Source organism: Archangium lansingense, from assembly GCF_026626635.1.
GTDB lineage: Bacteria > Myxococcota > Myxococcia > Myxococcales > Myxococcaceae > Archangium > Archangium lansingense.
Genome location: NZ_JAPNKA010000001.1, coordinates 10101890 through 10125227 on the forward strand (window position 1 = coordinate 10101890; position 23338 = coordinate 10125227).

Below are 23338 nucleotides of genomic sequence, written 5' to 3' on the forward strand. Positions count from 1 at the left end.
ATACACGAGGGGGCGCGGTCCCAGAGGCCGCGCCCCTCCCCTGACGTGCGAGGTATGGCCCATGCAATCGCATATCAAGCTGCTGCTCCTGGTAACAGGAGGGCTGGGCTGCGCCCTGAGCTTCCTCGCGGGGAGAGCCACGGCCCCCGAGTCCTCTCATGATGAACTGCTGCGCCTGCTCGCACGGCAGGGAGAGCAGCTCGAGGCCTTGGAAGCCCGCCTCGGTCCGGCCTCACAACAGATGCGCTGTGCCGTGGCCGCACCGGCCGGAGGGCTCGATGCGGCATGGCTCCAGGCGGAGCTGGCTCGCATCCTCCATGAGGAGCTGGGCTCACAGCGCGCGGAGGCGAAGGGGGCTCAGACGCCCGTCCCGGAGCCCTCGACGGAGAGTCTGATGGGGCTCCAGGAGGGTCACCGACTGCTCGACGAGGCCAGCCGCTCCCAGCGGTGGCGGGAGGAGGATGCACAGGCGATGCGTCGCGCCATGCGCGAGCTGAACGGTGCCCAGCGGGAGGAGCTCATGCGGCGCTTCGCCGTCTTCGTCAACGCGGGCGGCGTCGACGTGCAGGTGAGGGGTCCTCCCTTCTGAACCCCCGCACCGCCCGGTTCTGGCGCCAACGGGTCATCACGCTGGTGGTGCTGGCGGTGCTCACTCCGCCTCGCCGCGCCGGTAGAAGATGTCGAACTGGCCCGGCGTGTCGTCCAGCCAGACGAAGTGGACCCGCTCGCCGTCCTGGCAGGTGGCGAGCTGGGGCGACTCGGAACTCCCCGGGTTGTCGCTCAGGTTGACGGTGGGCGAGAACGAATCGCCCTCGTCGTCGCTGGCCCGGTAGAGGACCTCCGTGACGAGCGGGAACGGGGCCGAGCCGGTCGCGTCCTGCCACACGACGCGGACGAAATCGTCCTCGGCGGAGATTCGCGGAGCGAACGAGGTCCCCGGGTTGTCGCTCAGGTTGAGCCCTGGCTCGAACGAGCGGCCCCGGTCATCACTCTTGCGGAAGAAGATGTCGAAGTTCCCCGGGGTCGAGTCCATCCAGGTGACGTACAGGTGGTCGTGCTCCACGGCGATCTCCGGTTCGACCGAGGGGCCGGGATTCTCGCTCAGGTTGACGGGGGGCTCGAAGGTGGCGCCCTCATTCGTGCTGCGCCGGAAGAGGATCTCGCACTGGACGGGGTCGGGGAACTCGCACTCGGACCAGGTGAGGTAGACGTCATCATTCCGGACGGCGAGCCGTGGATGGGTCGATTGCGAGCGTATCAAGGAGAGTCTCTGGATGGGCTCGAAGGTGTCTCCCTTGTCGGTGCTGCGCCGGAAGCGGACCGCGGGGAGGTCATCCACGAACCCGTCATCCCAGACGAGGTAGACATTGTGGCCCCGGGCCGCGAGGTCCACTGAGCCGATCTCGTCGTCCTCGTTGAGGTCCAGCAGCGGCCCGAAGCTCTTCCCCTGGTCGTGGCTGGCGCGGAACAAGATGTCCCCGGACTCGTCGCCCGTGCCCCTGGACCAGACGACGTAGACGTGGTTGCCGCTGGCCGCGAGCAAGGGGGACGACGGGTTGCCTGTCTCACTCAGCTTCCGCACGGGGCCGAAGCTGGAGCCATGGTCGAGGCTCGCACGCAAGCGCACCCCGCCATCGCCCGCGTCATCGCCCCAAGCCACGTACACCCGGCTCTCGTGGGCCAGCAGATTCACGCCGCGTGGAGTTCCACCGTCCGGATTCAGCACCCGTGTCCCGCTGAAGCGCTTCCCTCCGTCGTGGCTGACGCGGAAGAGGATCCTGGCGGCCGTGTCCCCGAGATGCTCCAGCCAGACCACGTAGACGTGGTTCCCCGATACCGCCACCCGGGGCTCACTCGAATCGGTGGGGGTGTTGCTGAGGTTCTTGCGCGAGCCGAGCTCGTCTACGGCCCTGTGGGAGTTTCTCTCGGAGGCCCCCGCCCCACTCGCCGCGAGCGGACTCGCCGCCACCAGCAGGCCCGCCAGCAGGCACACCCCTATCCGTTGAAATCGTAGATGTCGTTGCATCTGTCCCCCCTCGGTACTGACTGACGGACAAGCTCCGCCACTCGGACGGGGAGAACAACGTTCCCCCGGGTGAGGCATGAGTGCCGGATGGAGGACGGTGCAAGCGTTCCGACGGGAGCCTACAACCTCGCGGGGTGCGCAGGCCGTGGGTGGCGGCACGGCCACAAGCCCGCCTCATCGACGGGCGCGCACGCGAGCGTGATGGCCATCCCTACACCGGCGAGGCACAGCCATGGGTGTACCCCGGTGTTCTTCTGGCTCATACGCTCCTTCTGCCGGCGTTCAGCCTGGCAAATCGCCAGGTCCCCCAAGGGCTCAGCCCCCAGAGGGAGGTGAGTTGGGGTATCTCTTGAACCGTGACTCAGCCAATCTCCCGCGACGACATCCGCGCCGCCTCCGAGCGCATCCGCCCCCACATCCGCCGAACACCCGTCTGGACGCTGCCGCCGGGCGCCTTGGGGCATGACGGCCCGGTAAGCCTGAAGCTCGAGTTCCTCCAGCACGCGGGGACATTCAAGCCACGCGGTGCATTCAACACCTTGCTGACACAACCCGTGCCCAAGGCGGGTGTCGCGGCGGCCTCGGGAGGAAACCATGGCGCGGCGGTCGCCTATGCGGCGAGGCAGCTCGGCATTCCGGCTCGCATCTTCGTGCCGGAGATCTCGAGCCCCGCGAAGGTAGAGGTCATCCGCCGCCTCGGTGCGGAGGTCGTCATCGGCGGCCAGCGCTATGCCGACGCACTCGTCGCCTGCGGCTCGTACATAGAAGAGACGGGCGCGCTGTCCGTCCACGCCTACGACTCCGTGCCCACCATCCAGGGACAGGGCACCGTCGCGCTCGAGTGGGAGGAGGATGGCTCGGGGCTCGACACCGTGCTTGTCGCCGTCGGCGGGGGCGGGTTGATCTCGGGCATCGCGAGCTGGTGGGCGGGACGCGGCATCAAGGTCGTCGGAGTCGAGCCCGAAGGCTCTCGGGCGCTGCACGCGTCACTCGAAGCGGGACGCCCCGTGGACGTAACGGTCGAGTCGATCGCCGCGGACTCGCTCGGAGCACGCAACACGGGCGAGCTCGTGTTCTCCATCGCCCGAGCCGCTGTCGAGCATGTCACGCTGGTCACCGACGCGTCGATCCGCGAGGCTCAGCGGACACTCTGGCGAGACTGGCGCATTGCCTCCGAGCCCGGGGGCGCGACGGCACTCGCCGCGCTTCTCTCAAAGGCCTACCGGCCGCAATCGGGCGAGCGGGTCGGCGTGCTCCTTTGCGGAGCCAACGTGGAGCTGAGCAAGCTCGCGGAGCTCTGCTGAGACGAATGGAGGGGAACTTCACTTGGCGTATGCTTCGTTCCACTCGCGGCATAACGCCGCCCGTGGAGGTAGCCCCCGATGCGCCACCGGTTGCTCGTCGTCTGTCTGTCTTTTTCGCTCGCGGCTTGTGGAGAAACGGAGACCCCCGGTCCTTCCCAGGACGAGCGCACTCCCCCCTTCGATACCGGTACACCCGAGGACGTCCGCTCCGCGCTTCCTTCCGCGGAAATCCTCGGCGCGTACGATGATGGCGTCCCGTTCATGATTCGCGGAGACCTGGGCTCGGCGGGTGGCACCGTTCAGGGACTCACCGCGAACGAGGCCCAGGCGCGAGTCGCTCCGGTACTTGACTCCGTCGCCCCCGTGTTCCGCCTGCGCGCCTCGGACCTCGTGATGAAGCGGACCTCTCGCGACGAACAGGGCCATACACACATCCGCTATGCCCAGACGCGCGAGGGCCTGCCCGTATTTGGCCACGAGCTCATCCTGCACGTGGACGCCTCCGGTCGCGTCTACGCCGCCAATGGCTCGGCACGTGACGGAGAGTCCGTCCCCGCTCCCAGCCAGGCGAGGATGACCCCCGAGGCCCTCCAGCGCGTCGCGCTCGAGTCCACTCCGGGTGGCATTCGTGTGGAGGGCGAGCCCCGGCTCCTCTACGCCCGCTCCACCCAGGACCAGCGGTTGAAGCTGGCCTACGAGGTAGTGGTGACGGGCGACTACCTCGGGACCCCCGTGCGAGACCACGTCTTCCTGGACGCGATCGACGGTTCCTTCCTCCTGCGCGACTCGGACATCCACAACGCGCTCAACCGCAAGGTCTACTCGGCGAACACTGGCGGCTCGCTTCCTGGCACCTTGAGGCGGTCCGAAGGAGGCGCGGCCACGGCCGACCCGGTCGTGAACAAGGCCTATGACAATCTCGGCGTCGTCTACTCCTGCTACAGGTCGCTCTTCAACCGTGACTCCTACAACAACGCGGGCGCGCTACTGAGCACGACCGTCCACTACGGCAACAACTACGTCAACGCCTACTGGAATGGAACCCAGATGGTGTGTGGCGATGGGGATGGAGTCCTGACCAATCCCCTGTGCGATGACCTGGACATCATCGCGCATGAGGTCACCCACGCGCTGACCGAATCTGAGTCCAATCTCACCTACTCGGGCGAGTCCGGCGGCCTCAACGAGTCCATGTCCGATATCACCGCGGCCTACTGTGAGAGCTGGAGCAATGCATGGTCCGTGGGAGCGGATGTCTGGACGATTGGCGAGGATATCTGGACGCCAGCGATTCCGGGTGACGGAGCACGCTACCTGGACGATCCGGCCAAGACAGGCGCTCTGGACTACTATACGAATCCCCTGCCTGGCGACGTGTATGAGCTCTCGGGCATCAGCAATCTGGCCTTCACGCTGATGACCAAGGGAGGGATGCACCCGCGCGGAAAGAGCACCATCAACGTCACCGGGCTCGGTCCCCAGAAGGCCGGGTTCATCTTCTACAAGGCGAACACGGACTTCTTTACCCCCAGCACCACGTTCGCCCAGGCGAAGACCTATACCGAGCAGGCCGCCGGTACCCTCTACGGCGCCGGTTCGGCTGAGCAAGCCGCTGTGACCACGGCCTGGATGGCAGTGGGTGTTGGTGTAGCCTCGCCCCCGCCCCCATGCACCACGCCCATTGCCCTCACCAACGGCGCCGTCATCTCCGGACTCGCCGGCACGGCCAACAGCGACAGCTGCACCTACACCCTCGCCGTCCCCGTGGGCGCCACGAACCTGAAGGTGGAGACGTTGGGTGGAATTGGCGACGTCGATCTCTACGTCGGGTTCGGCGCGACGCCCAGCCCATCCTCGTACAACTGCCGGCCGTACCTCAGTGGGAGCAACGAGTCCTGCACCTTCTCCGCTCCAGGGACCGGCACCTACTCCATCGTGCTGCGAGGCTTCTCCGCCTACGCGGGTGTCACCCTCAAGGTCTCGTACACCGCGCCCTCGGGCTCGTACTTCAACCTCTCGGGCGCCACGGGCTCCCAGCAACTCTTCACCTACCCCGTGGCGGCCGGGCAGGCAGTGACATTCACCCTCGCGCCGAACGCCGGGGGCAGCACGGGCGACGCGGACCTCTATGTCAGGTTCGGCTCAGCGCCGACCCTCGCCGCCTATGATTGCAAGACCTCTCTCTCCGGGAGCAACGAGCGGTGCACCGTCACCGCCCCCGCCGCGGGCACGTACTCCGTCATGGTCTACGGATACTCGGCCTACACGGGGGTCGATCTGAGCTCGCGTTAGGGAAGGCCCATCCCACGACCTCCACCCGTCATGCTCCGGCGGGGTGGAGGCGCTCTGGCGGTGGGTGTCGACGTCGTTGTCGCGAAGAGGTGGGCCTGGGTGGCACGTGAGGAACCGCTCCTCGCCGTCCAGCGTTGGAGTTTCCTGATCCCCCTCATGCGGTTCAAAGTGTCCACCATGTCCTGGCGCATGGTCTTTGTCTTCTGCATCCTATTGCTGCTGCCCCCCCAGGCGGTGGGCCAGGAGGCGCGTCCGGCTGGAAAGTCCGTGATCCTGCTCATTCCCGAGGATACGGCGCTGCCCGCCATGGCGACGCTCGTCGCCAGTCTCCGCTCCTCCTTGTGGGAGGCCCAGGACGGCCCGCTCACTCTGGATGTCGAGAGCCTGGATCTGGGTTGGGCCCGCGGGCCTGCCTACACCCACGCCCTGCACACCTGGTATCTGGCCAAGTACCGGGAGCGTCGGCCGGATGCCCTCATCGTCTTCCGCTCCGACGCCATCCAGTTGGCCCTGCAGCTGCGCCGGGAGCTGTGGCCGGATATCCCGATGATCGTCCTCTCCGAGGACGAGCGGCTCTGGGAGCAGCAGCCTCGCCCGGAGCGGGTGGCGGGCCGCTGGCTGCATTATGACATTCGGGCCACCGCGGAGCTGGCCCTGCAGCTGCTGCCCAGCACACGGAGGCTGGCGCTCGTCAACGGCTCCAGTCCCTGGGAGCGCGCTCGGCAGGAGCAGCTGGTGCGAGAGCTGCAACCGCTGCTGGCGCAGCGGGGGCTGGAGCTCATCGACCTGAGCAACCTGCCGCTGGCCGAGCTGCTCGAGCGCGCGAGGACCCTGCCGGACGACACCACTGTCCTCACCTCCACCTTCATGACCGATCCCAGCGGGAGACCCTTCGTGGGGCGCGAGATCGCACGCATGTTTCTCTCCGCCTGCAACCGGCCCAGCTTCGCCCTCCACGACACCGTCCTGGGTCTGGGGTTCGTCGGCGGAGCGCTCGTCAGCTACGAGGCCGTGGGCCAACAGCTGGGCATGCTCACCTCCCGCGTGTTGCGCGGAGAGCAGGAGGAATTCCTCGCGCCCCTGAAGCCGGCACCCGTGGATACGCTGACGGTCGATGCCCGCGCGCTGCGGCGCTGGGGCATCCCCCGCGAGCGGGTGCCTCCCGGGGTGCGGCTCGCCTTCGACGAGCCCACGCTGTGGGAGCGCTACCGCTGGTGGGTCCTGGGGGCCCTGACGATCAGCGGCCTGCAGGCGCTGGTGGCCGGGGGGCTCGTGGTGGAGCGCCGCCGCCGCATGCGTGCCCAGGCCGAGCTCCTCGAGCGCCAACGCCTGGAGAAGCTCGCGGAGATGGAGGCGCGTCGAACCCTGGAGCAGCTGGCCCACGTGAGCCGGGTGGCCGCCCTGGGCGAGCTGACCGCCTCACTGGCTCATGAGCTCAACCAGCCCCTGGCCGCCATCCTCAGCAACGCCCAGGCCGCACGCCGCCTGCTGAACGCCACCCCCGCGGAGCTGGACGAGGTGCGCGAGGCCCTCGAGGACATCATCTCCGACGACAAGCGCGCGGGCGAAGTCATTCACCGCATGCGCGCGCTGCTCAAGCGGGGGGAGCCCCGGCAGGAGCTCCACTCGCTCAATGACCTGGTGCGCGAGGTGGCGCGCCTGATGGCCAACGACATGCACCTGCGCGGCGCGACCCTGCAGCTGGCGCTTGCCCCGTCGCTGCCCACCGTCCAGGGGGACGGAATCCAGCTCCAACAGGTGGTGCTCAACCTGCTCATCAACGCCATGGATGCCATGGCCGATGTCCCCGCGGGCCAGCGCCAACTGCAGGTCCGCACCGCCTCGCCAGGCCCGGGGCAGGTGGAGCTGAGCGTGCAGGACTCGGGAGGAGGGATCGAGCCGTCGCGGCTGGCCCTCATCTTCGAGCCCTTCTACTCCACCAAGGCGCACGGGCTGGGCATGGGGCTGTCCATCAGCCGCTCCATCGTCGAGGCGCACGGCAGCCGCTTGCAGGCCGAGAGCCCTCCGGGGCAGGGGGCTCTGTTACGGTGCGTGCTTCCCGCGGCGCCCACTGAGTCCTCGTCATGAAGCAAGCCCCCGCCACCATCTTCCTCGTGGACGACGATGAGTCCGTGCTGCGAGGGTTGGGGCGGCTGCTGCGGGCCGCCGGCTATGCCACGAAGCCCTTCGCCTCGCCCTCCGAGTTCCTCGCGCAGCTGCCCGGGGACACGCCGGGCTGCGCCGTGTTGGATCTGCGGATGCCGGGGCTGAACGGGCTGGAGCTGCAGCAGGCCATGGAGTCCAAGGACTGCCACCTGCCTGTCATCTTCATCTCCGGCCACGGGGATGTGCCGGCCAGCGTCAGGGCCATGAAGGCCGGCGCCGTGGACTTCCTCCTGAAGCCCTTTGATGAGCAACAACTGCTGGGAGCCATCTCCGAGGCCTTGCGCAAGGACGCGGCGGCCCGCGCTGGCCGCGCCGAGACAGCCGCGCTGCGTGCCCGTCATGCCGTCCTCACTCCCCGCGAGCGCGAGGTATGCGCGCTGGTGGCCCAGGGGCTGACCAACAAGGAGGTCGCCCAGCGGCTGGGCACCACCGAGAAGACCATCAAGGTGCACCGCGCCCGCGTCATCCAGAAGCTGGGCGTGGACTCGGTGGCGGAGCTGGTGCGGTTCGTGGACCGGCTGGGCCAGGGCTGAGCCCGCGCTGTGTAAGCACTCGGTCCAATATCCATGACCTGACACGCGGATAGGTTCCGCGCTCGCGAGGATTGGCACCCGCCCGCGATCTCGCGAGCGACGTGACCCTCGGCAGCCGGGCGCGAGCTCGTGATTCCCGGTAGGCCAGGCAGGGGCGGCGGAGGTCTGGTTCTGATCCTGATCAAGCTTCGAAGCGGCCACGCGAGCAGCCGCGGAAGAAGTGTTCGACGGAGCCATTCGTTCCGCAGCATCATCGGGCATGTCCCTCATGCCAGCGTCCACTTCCCACGCCCTCCCCCGCCTGGCCCTGCTTCGCCGCGGCTGCGGCCTCGCCACCCTGCTCGTGTTGGCCGCTTGTGGCACCGAGAAGCCTTCGCCGCCCGGGTGCGCGGAGGCCCACCCGGGCGCCTCACCCTCCTCCTCCGAGTCGGGTGCTTCGCCGCTGTGCGAGAGCCCGCGTTGGGAGGCCGTCGAGCAGCACGGAGACCTCCCGCCCGCGCTCTGGGAGGCCAGTGCCTCGTTCGCCCGCACGAGCGGTGAACCGGCCGTCGTCTACCGCTTCGGCGGCCAGAGCGGGAACTTCCCGAACGACTTCACCGTCAACGACTTCCATGCATTCGACATCGCCACGGCCACCTGGAGGAAACTGGCCTCGCCGCCGCCGCCCCCCGCCGCACGCGCCGAGTCGCTAATGATCCCCGGTCCGTGCGACGGCTGCGTGAGCCTCGTGGGAGGGCGGGGCCGGTTCCGGACAGGCTCGGACCTGATGTTCCCCGAGATGTGGACCTACCACGTCCAGCGCCAGCACTGGGAGCAGGTCTCCTCCGAGAACCTGGGAGACCCGTTCGCCGTGCGCCGCTCCTCCGCCCTGGTGGTGGAAGTGCCGCGGGCGGGCCAGCCCGGCAAGAAGACCTTCTATGCGTTTGGCGGCGTGGGCAACACGCTTCCCCGATTCGCCACCACGTCCACCGGTCTTCGCAACGATGTCGCCGTCCATGACGAGGGCACGGGCTGGAGGCTCGTCACGACAGCCGGTGAGAAGCCCGCGCCTCGCGCCTGGGCCGCCGGCGGGTACGAGCCGGACAGCCACTCGCTGCTCGTCTTCGGCGGCTACCGCCTCGGAGCGGATCAAGGCCCCGACACGCCAGCCGGGGAGCTCTTCGGTCCGACGAACTACGAAAACGACCTCTGGTCGCTGAGCCTCGAGACGCTCACGTGGACCCGGCTCCAGCCGGAGGGCCCCCTGCCCTCGCCGCGCGACAACACGGTGGCGTTCTTCGACACCGCCCATGGCGGGCTGGTCGTCTTCGGGGGGCAGCGCTTCGACGGCCTCTCCAGCGAGCTGTGGTTCTACTCGGTGAAGGACAACCGCTGGAGCGAGGTGGCCCTCGGCTCCGGCTCTCCCATCCCCCCGGGCCGCGTCGGAGGCATCTCCTTCGTGCGGGAGACGCCCACCGCCTACGAGCTGTACCTGAACGGCGGGGCCACGTCGGATGGCGGCGCGAGCGAGTTCCTCGACGATCTCTGGAAGCTGACCTGGCCGAAGAGCTGACCGCCCTACCACGAGGTTGCGGAGCTGGTGCGGTTCGTGGACCGGCTGGGCCAGGGCTGAGCCCGCGCCGTATAAGCACAAGGTCCAATATCCATGACCTGACACTCTGAGTAGAGGAGGCCGCGCTGACATGAGCCGGCACCTCCTCTGGCTGCTGGCCGTCTGGGCCTTTCCCCACCATGAAGCCAGAGCCACTTCGCATGAAAAACCTACCGCTCTCCCTTCTTGCCTTCTGCTTGGCGCTGGCAGTCACTGGCTGCCGCTGCTCTTCATCTCCATCAGACGATTTCTCGCTCCGTGTCGTCCTCGCGGAGACCAGCGTCTCCGCGGGGATGAAGACCACCGCGAAGGCCCAGCGGGTCTATGACGATGGCCGCGTCGTCGACCTCGACACTTTACAGCAATGGACATCGTCCGCTCCTCAAGTGGCCTCCGTCGAACCGCAACCGGACGGCACTGTCCAAGTGACGGCGCTCAAGCCCGGTAGCACCATCATCACGGTCAACGCGGACGAAGCCTCGGGCGAGGCAACCCTCGAGGTCACCGAAGCCACCGGCGCTCGCCTCCTCTCGCTGCAGGTGTCACCCACCATTGCCTCTGTGCCCGTGGGCATCACGCAGCAGTTCACCGCCCAGGGCAGCTACAGCGACGGCACCACGGTCGATGTGACGAGCAGCGCGACGTGGACCTCGAGCAACACCGCCATTGCCACCGTGAGCAGCACGGGCCTGGGCACCGGCGTGGCTGGGGGTGGGCCCGTCACCATCACCGCCACCCTGGCTGACGTGAGCGGTACGGCTCAACTCAGCGTCACTGGGTGGACGTCCGCGGGGTCCATGTCCACGAGCCGCTACAACCACACCGCCACGCGGCTCGACTCGGGCCGGGTGCTCATCACTGGGGGGCGCAATGGGACGACCACCCTGAGCAGTGCGGAGTTGTACGATCCAGCTACCCACGCCTGGTCTCCAGTCAGTGCCATGTCCAAGAGCCGCTTCGATCACGCCGCCCTATTGCTCTCCGATGGTTACGTGCTCGTCACTGGGGGCGTCGGCGCCCTTACCAGCGTGGAGATGTATGATCCGGCGAACAACGCCTGGTATGAGGTCAGCCCCATGAGTGGGGGCCGCTACGGTCACACCATGACGCTGCTTCCCTCGGGCCAGGTGCTCGTCACCGGCGGCACTGATGGCACCAACGCTTCAGCCACCGCGGAGGTGTTCGAGCCGCTCGCCAACATCTGGCTTAAGTCCAGCCTCATGAGCACCGCCCGCTTCCACCACACGGCCACATTGCTCCCCTCGGGCAAGGTCCTCGTCTCGGGAGGGACCAATGCCTCCGGGAGCTTGAGCAGCGCCGAGGTGTACGACCCGGCCACCAATTCGTGGGCTCCAGCGGCCACCATGGTGACGAGCCATAGCCATCACGCGGCCACGCTGCTCTCCTCTGGCAAGGTGCTCATCTCAGGGGGGCAATCGGTCACCGGGCCCTCTTCCTCTGAGCTGTATGATCCAGCCACCAACAGCTGGTCCGCAGCTGGATCCATGGTCGAAAGCCGCTCCCGCCACACCGCCACGCTGCTCGCTTCGGGCCAGGTGCTCGTCGCGGGGGGCGACGGCAGCAGCTATTACAACACCGCGGAGTTGTACAACCCAGCCACCTCTTCCTGGTCCGCAACCGTCTCCATGGCCGCGTCCCGCGGAGCTCACACCGCGACGCCGCTGCTCTCAGGCAGGGTTCTCGTCGTGGGTGGCGAAGATGGCACCAACCCACTTGCCACGGCGGAAGTGTACGTGCCCTGAGCGCACAGCCTCTCTGAAGGTTGCATCGAACCCGCAGGCGAGTGATTGATCGACTGCCCTTCAGAGGCCGGATCGAAATCGAGCGTGGGGGGGGGCATCGTGTCTCGTATTGCTGCGTCGGCACTGTGATACCCTTCCCCCACCGAAGCACCGCAGTGACGCAACACTTCAACACCTACACACTCGTCGGCCCCCGCGGACCACGAGGAGAGTTCATGTCATATTTGCTTTCGAGGTGGCTCGCAGCACCAGCCACCGCATTGCGCGCCGGACTGGTGCTTGGACTGGCTGCCAGCACCCTCGCCGCTTGTAAGGACAGCACGCCACCGCCGGCGGCCCAGAACGACACCCGCGAGACGGCGGAAGACACGCCCCTCGAGGTGCACCTGCCGGCCAGCGACAACGGGGCACTCACTTTCAGCATCGTCGACGCGCCGGACCACGGCACGCTGAGTGAGATCAGCGCCGATGGCGTCATCACCTACACCCCCAGCGCCGACTACAATGGCGAAGATGTCCTCACCTTCCGCGCCACCAACCGCAAGGGCCAAAGCGCCCAGGCCACGGTGACCATCACCATCACGCCAGTGAACGACACGCCCACCCTCTCCTCGGTGGCCAACCAGACCATCGCCGAGGACAGCTCGACCGGCGACCTGGCCTTCACCGTGGGCGACGTGGAGACCGCCGCCGGCAGCCTCACGGTCACCGCCACCTCCTCCAACACCGCCTTGGTGCCCAACGACCCCGCCAACCTCGTCTTCGGCGGCTCCGGCACCAGCCGCACCCTCAACGTGGTTCCCGCTGCCAACGCCAACGGCTCCACCACCATCACCCTCTCGGTGAGCGACGGCTCCGTCACCACCACCTCCACCTTCACGGTCGACGTCACCGCGGTGAACGACGCCCCCACCATTTCCCCGGTGGCCAACCAGAGCATCGCCGAGGACAGCTCGACCGGCGAGCTGGCCTTCACCGTGGGCGACGTGGAGACCGCCGCCGACAGCCTCACGGTCACCGCCACTTCCTCCAACACCGCCCTGGTGCCCAACGACCCCGCCAACCTCGTCTTCGGCGGCTCCGGCACCAGCCGCACCCTCAAGGTGGTTCCCGTTGCCAACGCCAACAGCTCCACCACCATCACCCTCTCGGTGAGCGACGGCTCCGTCACCACCACCTCCACCTTCACGGTCGACGTCACCGCGGTGAACGACGTCCCCACCATTTCCCCGGTGGCCAATCAGCGCATCCCCGCTGGCAGTTCGACCGGCGACCTGGCCTTCACCGTGGGCGACGTGGAAACCGCCGCCGGTAGCCTCACGGTCACCGCCACTTCCTCCAATACCGGCCTGGTGCCCAACGACCCCAGCAATCTCATCCTCGGCGGCTCCGGCTCCAGCCGCACCCTCAACGTCGTCCCCGTCGCCAGCGCCAGCGGCTCCACCACCATCACCCTCTCGGTGAGTGACGGCACCACCACCACCACCACCTTCACGGTCGACGTCACCGCTCCTGCGCGCCTCTACTGGGTGACTGCCGCCGGCTCGCTGTGGAGGGTTGACGTGAACGGCACGAATGCCATTGAGCTCCAGACCGGCATCAGCGGGGCAGCTTGCGTCGCCACCGACCCGGTAACCCGTACCATCTTCTACAATCGCGGCAGCGCAATCGTTCGAGCGGACAGTGATGGGGCAAACCCGGTCGATATCGTGGCGAACGGAGGCTACCCCTCCGGGCTGGCAGTCGATTCGACGAACCGCAAGCTGTACTGGTCCGATTTCACCGGGAAACGGGTCATGCGCGCCGAGCTGGACGGCAGCAATCCAACGGAGGTGCTCGGCGGCATCGATAGCCCGTCTTCCATCGCGTTCGATGTCCCGAGCGGCAAGGTGTATGTCATTACCTACAACAACACCAAGATCGTACGATTCAATCTCGATGGTACCAACCTGGAGACCCCCGCTTCAAACCTGAACGGCCAGGGCGTGGGCCTGGCGGTCGACTCGAGCGGCGGGAAGGTGTACTACTCGACCCGCGGCAACAGTATCTATGTCACCAACCTGAACGGCTCCAACATCACCACCCTGGTGACCAACCAGAACACAGTGCACGGGATTGCCATCGATGTCACGGCCGGGCGGCTGTATTGGGCGGATTGGCTGGGTACAGTGCTCCGGAGCGCCAATCTGGCCGACGGCAGCGATATCCAGGACGTGAACTCGGGCAGCAGCAGGAACTTGGGTCTGGCATTCATGCCGGCGCCGTAGCCGCTTATAGGGCACCCACTCCTCCACGGGTTCGAATCCCGTCGGGGACACAAAAGCCGAGGCCGGAAGCCGCTGAGTACTCAGGGGTTTCCGGCCTCGGTTTTTTCAGGACCGGAGGGGGGGCATATGGGACAGACCAGGAGAGCACCTGCTTGCGCGGAATCTTCGCGCGCGTTCTACGCTCTCGACCCCTTGCTCTTCGGCACCGAGTACGTGGTGTTGTAAGCCACCGCTGCGCGCAGCAACGCCTTGAATGCTGTCGTGTCGAGCTTGTCTCCCTCGCGAAGGTCGATCGCCCGCCACTTGCCCCCCTCACCCGCGGTGAAGAGCTTCTTGGGGTCAGGGAGCCGGGCTCCGTGGAAGAACGTGATCTTCACCTTGTCCTTGTGAGGGTTGGCGAGAACGTACATCCCGTCGTGCGACCACACTGGAGTACCCATCCACTTCCAGTCTTCGACCACCTCGGGGTCGACCTCGTGGATGAGCTTGCGAATTTCGGCCAACCGCGCTCCTCGCCAATCGTCCAGGCTCGCGATCCTTTGGTCGATCCGCTCGGATGCGCTCATTGGGTCTGATGACCTGGCGACAGCCTTGCTCGGCTTTGCCGCCTTCGTAGCGACACGCCTGGCGGCGGGCTTCTTCGCGACCGTCGCGGTCTTCTTGTTCGCGGTCGTCTTCTTCGCCGCGGCTTTCTTCGTCGTCTTGCCGGACATCGCCTTCACTCCAGGTGCAATCGTGGGTACTAATCGTTTCTGACCACCGGTGCGTCGACCCTGCGCCACCTGGCCACATACGGCAGCGCAAACAAATACAGACCGGTGAACAGAAGCACAATGAGTGGGAACAGCGCCAGCAGGCCCACCAGCATGGCGGACTGATCTTGTCCCGCCGCCTCCGAGCCGGGCTTCTGGGTGAGCATGGCGACGATGTTGGCGATGACGGCCACCGTGAAGACAATGGACAGCCAGCGATGAATGTCTCGAATCAATTTGTTCCAGTTCATGAGAGCCTCGTGAGCAGGTCGACGAGCTTCCCGCCCATTATCTTCGGGGTTTATTGGTCCATTTTCTCGAGCAGTTGCTCGAGGCGGTCCACGCGCTCCGTCCAGAAGGCGCGGTAGTGGGAGATCCAGTCGATGAGTGGCTTCATTCCGCGCGGCTCCACCCGGTAGTAGACGCAGCGCCCCTCGCGCCGGCCGCTCACCAGACCGGCGTCTTTCAGAGTGGCGAGGTGCTGCGAGACCGCCGGTTGCGAGATGTCGAAACGCGCCGTGAGGTCCTTCACCGCGGCCTCACCACGCGTGAGCGACTCGAAGATCGCCCGACGGCTGGGGTCCGCCAACGCCTGGAAGATCTTGTCTTCGAGTCCGGCCGCGCTCTGCATGCTCAACAGATAAGCCGCCGCTTATCGGTTGTCAAGCGCCCAGCTCGGACCCCCTGCGTCGGGCGTGCCCCACGTCCTCCCTCACCTGGGCAGTCGCAAGGTCCGGACGGCGTCGATGGTCGACGCGTCTAGCTGGGCTGGCAATCCGGGAAGCAGCGCGCCAACGGGGGCGGGAACGCTCAGCGGATGGATCACCGCCAGCTGGACGGTCCGCGTCGGAACGTCGAGCAGGACGAGGAAGTAACGATAGCCGGACACGGGACGCCGGAAGGCGGCACCGGGCCCACGGGTAGGGCTGGCGACCGCGCCCTGCGCCGCCTCGGTGACCTTCGATTTGTCGATGAGGTCGACCTCACCGCCCAGTGAGTCGACCTTGCACCGCGAGCCGCAGGGGCCCTCGCCGACGTAGCCCGCGTAACCGAACATGTTCGTGCTGAAGACGTCGAGGTTCCGGAACTCGTTGTTGTCGTTCACCACCTCGAAGACGTTGAACTGGCCGCAGCCGTCGCCCAGGTACCACTTGTCAGGCGCCTTGGCGTAGCACTGGCAACTGCCGAAGGCCCCCGCGCGCACGAGCTCTCCAACGCTGAGCCCCATCCACGGTGCATCGAACCAGTTCCCGTTCGAGTTGTTCGAGCAGGCATGGCCCAGCGAAGCCGCGTGGGGCATGGTGGCCAGCATCACGAAGAGCTTCGAGCCCGACCAACCCCAGGTCTTCTTTCCCGAACCTTGCGGTGGGCAGTACGGCAAGCTCCCGGGACCACACGCGAAGTCCTCGCTCGTTGAGACGTCCACCAGGCATTCCGTCCCGATGGTGCCGCTGAACCCGTTCTTCTCGGTGTTGTTTCCCGAGAAGTTGAGCCCCTGCGAGCTCTTGGGGCTCCGCTCATCCCAGGAGGACACCAGGTTCCAGGGGCCGGGCGATTCAACGGCCGGCTGATACACGGCAAACTGCTTGAGCTTCATGGGCCCCCGCAGGGTCACGATGAGGTCCTCGTCCCAGGGGGTCAGCGCATCGCTTTCGATGGTGTGCTTGCTGAGACAGCAGCCCGAGGCAGTGTACGCATCGCAGGGCCCCGTTTCGGGATCACGCCGGCTCGGATACCAACCCGGCGCACCGATGGACTCAAAGGTGACGGTGCCTCCATGCGAGGCCGGGTCCAACTCCGAAGGATCGAATTCTGCTCCCGAGCCACCGCCATCGACGGGGGCCGGCGTAGGTCCGGGGTTTTGCCCTGCGTCCGGCGGCTGAGAGCCGGGACCTTGATTGAGCGTGCATGCGCACAGCAGAGCCAGGAGCAGACTCTTCAGAATCCGCCGGGCGAACCCATCGAACCGGACCTCGAGGCCGTGTGCACGGCTCACAGACTCTCCAGGAAGGCGATCAGCGCCTCGCGGGAGTCCTTCGGCAGCGCCACCACCGTGTCGCGCATCGGCTTCGCTTCGCCCCCGTGCCACAGGATCGCCTCGAGCACCGAGCCGGCGCGGCCGTCGTGCAGCAGGTGGACCGAGCCCGACACCTCGCGGGTGAAGCCCACTCCCCATAGCGGTGGAGTGCGCCACTCGCTCGCATCGGGTCGCCCCGAGTCGTCGGCGAGGTCGGGCCCCATGTCGTGCAGCAGCAGATCGGTAAAGGGGCGCACCTTCTGCGCGCGCAGCTCTTCGAAGGGGTGTGAGTTGCCGGTGATGGTCGCGGTCACATGGCATCCCGAGCAACCAATCGAGGCGAAGAGCGCCGCGCCCCGCTCCACCTTCGGGTCGGTGGCGTTGCGCTGTGGAAGCACGCCCAACAGCTGCATGTAGACGGTGAGCCGCTGGAGGTCGTCGTCGGAGAGCTCAGCGGCGCCATTTCGCGGGAAGATGCTCGTCGTCACCCCGAGGTCCGCGTCGAGGGCGTCGGCCACCTGATGGCGCACCGACACCTTCTCGGCCTTCCACCCGAAGCGGCCCAACCGCAGCTCACCCGTGACCGGGTCCTTCACCTGCTGGGCGCGGCCCGAGATGCCATCGCCGTCGCAGTCGTGCTCGTCGGCGCGCGCCAGAATCGTCGACTCGTCGATGGCCTCGAGCAGGCCCATGCCCACCAGCTGCCGCGCCAGCCGTGGCGACGCCTGCAACGGGCGCCCGGCGTCGAAGACGGGCTTCTTGAGCGTCACCACCTGACCGTCGCTCAGCGACACCTGCCGGGTCTCATAGCGCACGAGCCGCAGGGGGGCCTCCTGGGGTTGCAGCTGGGAACCGTAGGCGTCGTCTCCGTAGAGCTTGAGGACGAGCGATTCGACCGGAGCGCCACCGGGCTCGGGCAGGGTGCCGCGCCCGTTGTGCACGTGGCAGGCGCTGCAGCTGGTCGTGTTGAAGTGGGGCCCCAACTTGCCCGCCTGCTCTCTGAAGACCGGGTTGTACGGCTCGCTGTGTCCGCCGGTGTCGAACCGGGTGTGGAACAAGCGCCGCCCCTCGAGAGCGAGCTGCTGGTGGGGCGACTGCGTGTTGAGCGCCAGCTGCGAGAAGGCCATCTCCGGATCGACCGGGGTGCCGTCGGCGAAGGCGATGTGCGGGACAGTCAGACCGCCACCGAAGCGCGCCGACTCGACGGGGCCCAGAAGCCCGGTGGTGTCGAAGGTCTCTGGCGTCAGCCCGCCCACCCCGACCTGGTAGCGGAAGGTGTCCGAGTAATACGACTTCGCCCCATCCCCGATCGAGGTCGGGTCGGCGGCGTCGAAGCCCGCGAGGAAGATGCCGAACTCGAAATCGAAGATGTCGCCCACCTTGATCGGCCGGCTCTCGCGGGCGTTTCGCGTCACCGTCTTCTCGAGGCGCCGCTGCGCCACCTGGGTGAGTACGCCGTTGTCGGCGAAGGTGTAGTACTGCGGCCCGTTGCCTGCTGAGCCGTACAGCTTCCACGCGCGGAAGTTGGTGGTCGGCCCGTAGGTGCTGGGGTCAGCGATGGGCTCGTAAATCACCTTGATGGAGGACTCCCCCGCGGCGACGCGGTCCTCGATGGTGAAGCGGAAGCTGCGGTGCTCGAAGTAGTGCGATTCGTACTGCATGAAGCGGTCCTCGCGCTCGTGGCGGGGACGCACGCGGCCACTGGCGGTGGTGACGATGACTCCATCTGGCCGCTGCACCACGATGGGGCCGGTCTCCGATGGCCCGGGGGCGAACAGCGGCACCACGGCCGACGCCGCCTGGTTGCACTGCTCGGGATCGGTGGGTCCACCTCCGATCAAACCGCACCCACCCAGGATAACCAGCCAGCCAACCCAAAGAACCCGTCGCAGCATGTGTCGCCTCCGGACCGCATCCAGAGAGACCTGACGAGCGGATTTCGGTTCAGCGCCGGTGCACGTTCTGGCGCGTCAGAGGCTCTCGAGGAAGGCGAGCAGCGCCAGGCGGTCTTCTCGCGGCAGCGCCACCACCGCGTCCCGCGCCGCCTGCGCTTCTCCGCCGTGCCACAGCACCGCCTCGAGCACCGAGCCGGCCCGCCCATCGTGCAGCAGGTTGACGGCGCCAGACACCTGCGCGGTGAAGCCCAGGCCCCACAATGGAGCCGTGCGCCATTCACTCGCCTCGGGCAGGCCGGAGTCGTCGGCCAGCCCCGCGCCCATGTCGTGCAGCAGCAGATCGGTGAAGGGGTGCACCGTCTGTGCGCGGAGCTCCTCGAACGGGTGGCGCCCACCCGTCGTCAGCTCGGACAGGTGACAGGCACCACAACCCACCGCGGCGAACACCTCGGCGCCGCGACGGAGCTGCACCGGCGAGGTCATGCGCTGCGGTATGACCCCGAGCAGCCGCAGGTAGGTGACGAGGCGAGCTCGGTCTTCGCCGCCGAGCGCGCTCGCCGTCACCCCCACTCCGAGGTGGGCCTCGAGCTCGGCGTCGACCTGCGCGGACACCGACGGGTGCTCGGCCTTCCATCCAAAGCGGCCGAGGCGCGGTTCTTCACCCGGCGCGGCTCTGCTCAGCGCAGCGCGACCCGAGATGCCGTCCCCGTCGCAGTCGGTCTCGTCGGCGGCCGCCAGGATGGTCGACTCGTCGAGCGCCTCGAGCAGCCCCATGCCGACCAAAGCCGGCGCCAGCCGAGCCGACGCGCGCAGCGGCCGGCCGGCGTCGAACACCTGCCGGTGCAGCATCACCACCTCGCCATCGCTGAACGTCACCGGCTGCGGCTCGATGCGCGAGAGCCGCACCGTGGCCTCCTGGGGCTGAAGCTGGTCGCCGAATTCCGGCTCGTTGGTCAGCCTGAGCACCAGCGACTGCACCTGCTCTCCCACCGGAGGCAACACGCCGCGGCCGTTGAAGGCATGGCAGGCGACGCAGCTCCTGGCGTTGAACTGCGGCCCCAGTACGCCCTGCAACGGCAGGGGCGGGTTGCCGTTCTCGACGTGGGCGCCCGTGTCGAGCTCGGTGTAGAAGAGCCGGCGGCCTTCGAGAAACCCTTGAGGGTGTGGCGACTGGATGTTGAGCGCCAGCTGCGAGAGCGCGTACCTGGGCTCGACCGGGGTGCCGTCGGCGAGGGCGACGAAGGGCACGGTGGTGCCTCCGCCGAGGCGGCCGTCGGGAGCAGGCCCCAACATGCCGGCGGAGTCGAAGGTCTCCGGCGTGAGGCCGCCGAGGCCGACCTGGTAGCGGAAGGTGTCGGAGAAGTAGGACGACCCGCCGGCAATGGGGGCGGGGTCCATGGGATCGGCACCGGCAAGGTAGATGCCGAGCTCGAAGTCGAGGATGTCACCCGTGCGGAGCGGCCGGCCTTCGCGGGCGTTGTCGGTCACCGTCTGCTCGAGCTGACGCGGCGACACCTGACGCATCTGCTGGTTGACGTAAAAGGTGTAGCCCCCGTTCTGGTTGCCCTCGGGGCCGTACATCTTCCAGCTGCGGAAGTTGGTGACCGGGCCGTACGTCGAGACGTCGGCGATGGGGTAGTACGTGATTCTGATTTCGGATCGGCCGGCCGCGACCGCGTCTTCAACCACGAGCCGGTAGCTCCGGTTCTCGAACGAGCGCGTGTCGTAGGAACCGAAGCGCTCCTCGCGCTCATGACGGCCGCGCACCCGCCCGGCGACCTCGGTGACGAGGACGCCGTCCTCCCGATGGCGGACGATGGGGCCGGTCTCGGCGGGGCCTTCGGCGAACAGCGGGGTCACCCGGGGGAGCGAGGCCTCCCGGCACCGCTGCAGGTTGGGACCGAGCACCACCCCAGTGCCGCCACCGAGCTTGATCGGCTCGCACCCCGCGAGCACCAGCACCAGCACCAGCACGTTTGGTGGCCGTATGCGCATCGGTTTCGTCAGTCTACCATCCGCGTACGCCGGCCGATAACCAGAGCGCGCCGAAGACGCCGCCGAAGCGAACGGGCGACTCGCCCACCACGGTACCCTCGAGGCGCGGGGCCCAGACGACTCCATCGAGGCCCAGCCCGAGCCCAAGCCACCCCCACGGCCGCCACTCGCCGCTCACCCCCACCTGGGGACCCCAGAGCACGCCCTGGGTGACAGCTCCCACGTGCCCTTCCGCCGGCCGGCCCTCGAGCACGCCAAGCCCGCCGCGCAGCCCGACGCCGCCCCGAACCATCCACCGCGCCCGCTCGATCCGCGCGTCGAAGGAGACCCCCCCATCGACCAGCGTCGCCAACACCGAGCCCGAGGCCCGCAGCGCTTCTCCCTGCAGCGCCGCCACGTCAAGGCGCATGCCCACCCAGCGCCACAGCCGCACGTCGGCCGCGAGACCCCCGCCAAACAGCGGCACCGCTCCCGAGCGGCTGACGCCAAACAGGCCGAGCTGCACCCTGCCCGGCTCGGTGACGGGAGCGGGCGCGCCCTGAGGGACAGGGGGGGCCTGTGGGACAGCAGGGGGGGCCGCGACCGGCGGCGGGGGCGGTTCGGCTGGGGGCGGGGGCGGTTCGGCTGGAGGCGAGGACCACAGCCGCGCGACGGCTTCGGCCACCACCAACGCGACTGTCCGGGGAACGGCCAACGCGTCGACTTCGGAGATGTCGACCTCGAACTGTTCGGGCTCTCGGCCCAACACCTCGAGCGCCACCCCGTAGCGCGGCGCCGTGCTGCAGTCGATGGCCACCAGCGTGTCACCCTCGCTGGACACCGCGTCGACGGGCACCTTGAGCTCGATCGACAGCAGCCGGCGCAGCTCGGACTCGACGCCTGGCGGGCAACCGGTGGTGCTCACCGCCACGCGCCCCGCGCCAGGCGTGGAGACGGCGGCCACCACCAACACCACCGCGATCATCACGCCTGGGCCACCTGCACGGCGCCGGGGTACCCGGAGGAAAAAGGAAACATCACGGTGCTCCGAGCCTCCCCCACTGTCTCACCGCGTCGACCCGACCCGACCGCGGAAACTCGTCGACGAAGCGCTCGGCAGTGCTGCGGGCGGCCGCGGCGTCTCCCGCCCGGGCCTGGGCCTCGACGGCGCGGGCAAGCGCGTCGGGGGCGAGCGGGCCCTTCGGGGCCAGCGCGTACGCATCGAGAAACGCGTCGGCCGCCTCACGCGGGTTGCCCAGATCGTCGAGCAGCACCCGACCGAGGGTAAAGGCGGCGAGCGACGCGCGCGGGTCACCGCGAAAGCGCGACAGCACCCGTCGGAGCGGGGCGAGCGAATCCGCGGGGTGACCACTGAGACGGGCCACGTCGGCGGCGCGGAGCAGATCGCCGGGCTCGTCATCGGGAGCGCCCTCGCGCTGCAGTGCCGACCATGCAGTCTGGAAGTCACCTTGCTCGGCGAGCGCTCGCCAGGTGGCCGGGCGACGCACGCTCTTCTTGACCGGGGGCCGCGGTGCCGACGCCACGCTCGGCGCCTGGGGCATCGCGGGCACGCCTCGCTCCTCGCTCGCCTCGGTCGTCACCTCGCCAGGCCCGGCGGGCGCGCTGGCAGCTTCAGGGGCGAGTGCCTCGGCGCGGAAGAGGCCTTGCTCGCCCGCCGCCAGCAGCGTCTCTCGAGCTCCGGCGCGCACCCGAACGCGGCCCTCGGTGACCACCACGCTCACCTGCTCGTCACCACGGGTGACCGAAAACGCGGTGCCGACCACCTCGACATCCACCGCGCCAGCCGACACCCGCACCAGCCGCCCGTGCTGCGGGGCGACCCTGAAGCGCATGGCGCCGCGCTCGAGCTCGAGCCACAAGAGTCCCGGCTCCGAGCGGAGGGTGCGCACCGGCGCGTCGATGGGCATCACCACCCGCGCGTCTTCACCGATCGCGACTTCGGGAACGCCGGGCTCGCGCAGCTTCCACGGGCCGAAGAGCCCGAGCAGCAGCAGCACCGCAACGCCGATCCCGGCCGGAACCACCCGCCGGCGCACCTCCCGTTGGCGGTAGCGCCGGCGCACCTCCGCTTCGAACAGGGCCGACTCGACGGTCGAGTACTGCGGCTCGAGCGAGCGCGCCGCCTCGGCCCAGCGCTGGTGCTGCTCAGTCACGGTGCGCCTCCTCCAGCGCCGCGTCGACCGCGGCGATGCGTCGTTTGGCCGTCGAGAGCGAGCAGCCCAGGAGCTCGGCGACGCTCTCGAGCCGCTCACCCTCGAGATAGCGCAGGCTCCACGCCACCTGCTCGTCCGCCGACCTTCCGTCGAGCACCCGGTACACGTCGCTCAACCGTGCCCGGTGCTCGCCGTTGCCGCGGGGCATGGAGAGCAGTGTGGGGTTCCAACGTTCCCACAGCCCGAAAGCGCGCTGCAGCCGCCGCCTTCGAAGCCGCCTCAGCGTCAGCCGCACCGCGGTCGACGCCAGGTAGGGCTTGACCCGCAGGGGGTTTTCGAGCCGCTTGAGCCCTTCGAGGGCGCGCAAGAAGGTGTCCTGCACGATGTCGTCGACGTCGTCGTCACGCCCCAACATGCGCTTCACCACCCCCGCGACGTAAGGGCGGTACGCCCGAACCACGGCGGTGAAGTCGGCCGGGTCGACCTCCAGTTGGGTGGCGTCCTGGTGCAGCTGAATGAGGTGCCCTGGTGCGGACATGGCCCTTTAGAGACACGACCGCGCAAAACAGGTCATGCCAAATTCC

Annotated in this window: 18 protein-coding genes; 8 read left to right on the forward strand and 10 right to left on the reverse strand. The window is 68.0% G+C overall.

Features of this window, described 5'->3' with window-relative positions:
• Positions 1 to 61 precede the first annotated feature (61 nt).
• Positions 62 to 589 carry a hypothetical protein gene (locus OV287_RS40195; RefSeq protein WP_267539326.1) on the forward strand — a complete coding sequence of 176 codons (528 nt, stop codon included), beginning with the start codon at positions 62 to 64 and terminating at the stop codon, positions 587 to 589.
• 60 nt (positions 590 to 649) lie between these two features.
• On the opposite strand, the gene OV287_RS40200 is transcribed toward OV287_RS40195, so the two are convergent.
• A complete protein-coding gene (locus OV287_RS40200) occupies positions 650 to 2026 on the reverse strand; it encodes a sialidase family protein (RefSeq protein ID WP_267539327.1) in 1377 nt (458 codons plus the stop codon).
• A gap of 356 nt (positions 2027 to 2382) precedes the next feature.
• Between OV287_RS40200 and OV287_RS40205 the strand changes: the two genes are divergently transcribed.
• The 7 genes from OV287_RS40205 (at position 2383) to OV287_RS56715 (ending at position 13942) form a co-directional block, all read left to right on the forward strand.
• Positions 2383 to 3330: a threonine/serine dehydratase gene (locus OV287_RS40205; RefSeq protein ID WP_267539328.1), complete on the forward strand. Its 948-nt coding sequence runs from the start codon at positions 2383 to 2385 to the stop codon at positions 3328 to 3330.
• 78 nt (positions 3331 to 3408) lie between these two features.
• Positions 3409 to 5622: a M4 family metallopeptidase gene (locus OV287_RS40210; RefSeq protein ID WP_267539329.1), complete on the forward strand. Its 2214-nt coding sequence runs from the start codon at positions 3409 to 3411 to the stop codon at positions 5620 to 5622.
• Between the two features lie 177 nt (positions 5623 to 5799).
• Positions 5800 to 7710 (forward strand): sensor histidine kinase, encoded by a 1911-nt coding sequence (locus OV287_RS40215; protein ID WP_267539330.1) that lies wholly within the window; start codon positions 5800 to 5802, stop codon positions 7708 to 7710.
• Entirely contained in the window at positions 7707 to 8321 is a 615-nt protein-coding gene (locus OV287_RS40220; protein ID WP_267539331.1) for a response regulator transcription factor, read from the forward strand. The genes OV287_RS40215 and OV287_RS40220 overlap by 4 nt, the downstream gene beginning before the upstream one ends.
• Before the next feature lie 259 nt (positions 8322 to 8580).
• On the forward strand, positions 8581 to 9873 hold the full coding sequence (locus OV287_RS40225; protein ID WP_267539332.1) for a Kelch repeat-containing protein: 1293 nt from the start codon (positions 8581 to 8583) through the stop codon (positions 9871 to 9873).
• 332 nt (positions 9874 to 10205) lie between these two features.
• On the forward strand, positions 10206 to 11675 hold the full coding sequence (locus OV287_RS40230; protein ID WP_267539333.1) for an Ig-like domain-containing protein: 1470 nt from the start codon (positions 10206 to 10208) through the stop codon (positions 11673 to 11675).
• Positions 11676 to 11890: 215 nt separating this feature from the next.
• Positions 11891 to 13942 (forward strand): Ig-like domain-containing protein, encoded by a 2052-nt coding sequence (locus tag OV287_RS56715; RefSeq protein ID WP_267539334.1) that lies wholly within the window; start codon positions 11891 to 11893, stop codon positions 13940 to 13942.
• 176 nt (positions 13943 to 14118) lie between these two features.
• Here OV287_RS56715 and OV287_RS40240 read toward each other — a convergent pair whose 3' ends face one another.
• The 9 genes from OV287_RS40240 to OV287_RS40280 form a co-directional block, all read right to left on the reverse strand.
• Positions 14119 to 14655 carry a DUF1801 domain-containing protein gene (locus OV287_RS40240; protein ID WP_308809774.1) on the reverse strand — a complete coding sequence of 179 codons (537 nt, stop codon included), beginning with the start codon at positions 14653 to 14655 and terminating at the stop codon, positions 14119 to 14121.
• Between the two features lie 29 nt (positions 14656 to 14684).
• Entirely contained in the window at positions 14685 to 14945 is a 261-nt protein-coding gene (locus tag OV287_RS40245; protein ID WP_267539335.1) for a hypothetical protein, read from the reverse strand.
• Between the two features lie 50 nt (positions 14946 to 14995).
• The gene (locus tag OV287_RS40250) at positions 14996 to 15325 is read right to left on the reverse strand and encodes an ArsR/SmtB family transcription factor (RefSeq protein WP_267542510.1); all 330 of its coding nucleotides are present in this window, start codon (positions 15323 to 15325) and stop codon (positions 14996 to 14998) included.
• Positions 15326 to 15406: 81 nt separating this feature from the next.
• Positions 15407 to 16639, reverse strand: coding sequence for a DUF2403 domain-containing lipoprotein (locus OV287_RS40255; RefSeq protein ID WP_373371931.1), 1233 nt, complete (start codon positions 16637 to 16639; stop codon positions 15407 to 15409).
• Between the two features lie 47 nt (positions 16640 to 16686).
• Positions 16687 to 18552 carry a di-heme oxidoredictase family protein gene (locus tag OV287_RS40260; protein ID WP_267539336.1) on the reverse strand — a complete coding sequence of 622 codons (1866 nt, stop codon included), beginning with the start codon at positions 18550 to 18552 and terminating at the stop codon, positions 16687 to 16689.
• A 129-nt stretch (positions 18553 to 18681) separates the two neighbouring features.
• On the reverse strand, positions 18682 to 20601 hold the full coding sequence (locus tag OV287_RS40265; RefSeq protein ID WP_267539337.1) for a di-heme oxidoredictase family protein: 1920 nt from the start codon (positions 20599 to 20601) through the stop codon (positions 18682 to 18684).
• Positions 20602 to 20614: 13 nt separating this feature from the next.
• On the reverse strand, positions 20615 to 21568 hold the full coding sequence (locus tag OV287_RS40270) for a hypothetical protein (RefSeq protein WP_267539338.1): 954 nt from the start codon (positions 21566 to 21568) through the stop codon (positions 20615 to 20617).
• 49 nt (positions 21569 to 21617) lie between these two features.
• A complete protein-coding gene (locus OV287_RS40275) occupies positions 21618 to 22754 on the reverse strand; it encodes a FecR domain-containing protein (protein WP_267539339.1) in 1137 nt (378 codons plus the stop codon).
• On the reverse strand, positions 22747 to 23292 hold the full coding sequence (locus OV287_RS40280) for an RNA polymerase sigma factor (protein ID WP_267539340.1): 546 nt from the start codon (positions 23290 to 23292) through the stop codon (positions 22747 to 22749). Before OV287_RS40280 ends, OV287_RS40275 begins: the two co-directional genes overlap by 8 nt.
• Positions 23293 to 23338 lie beyond the last annotated feature (46 nt).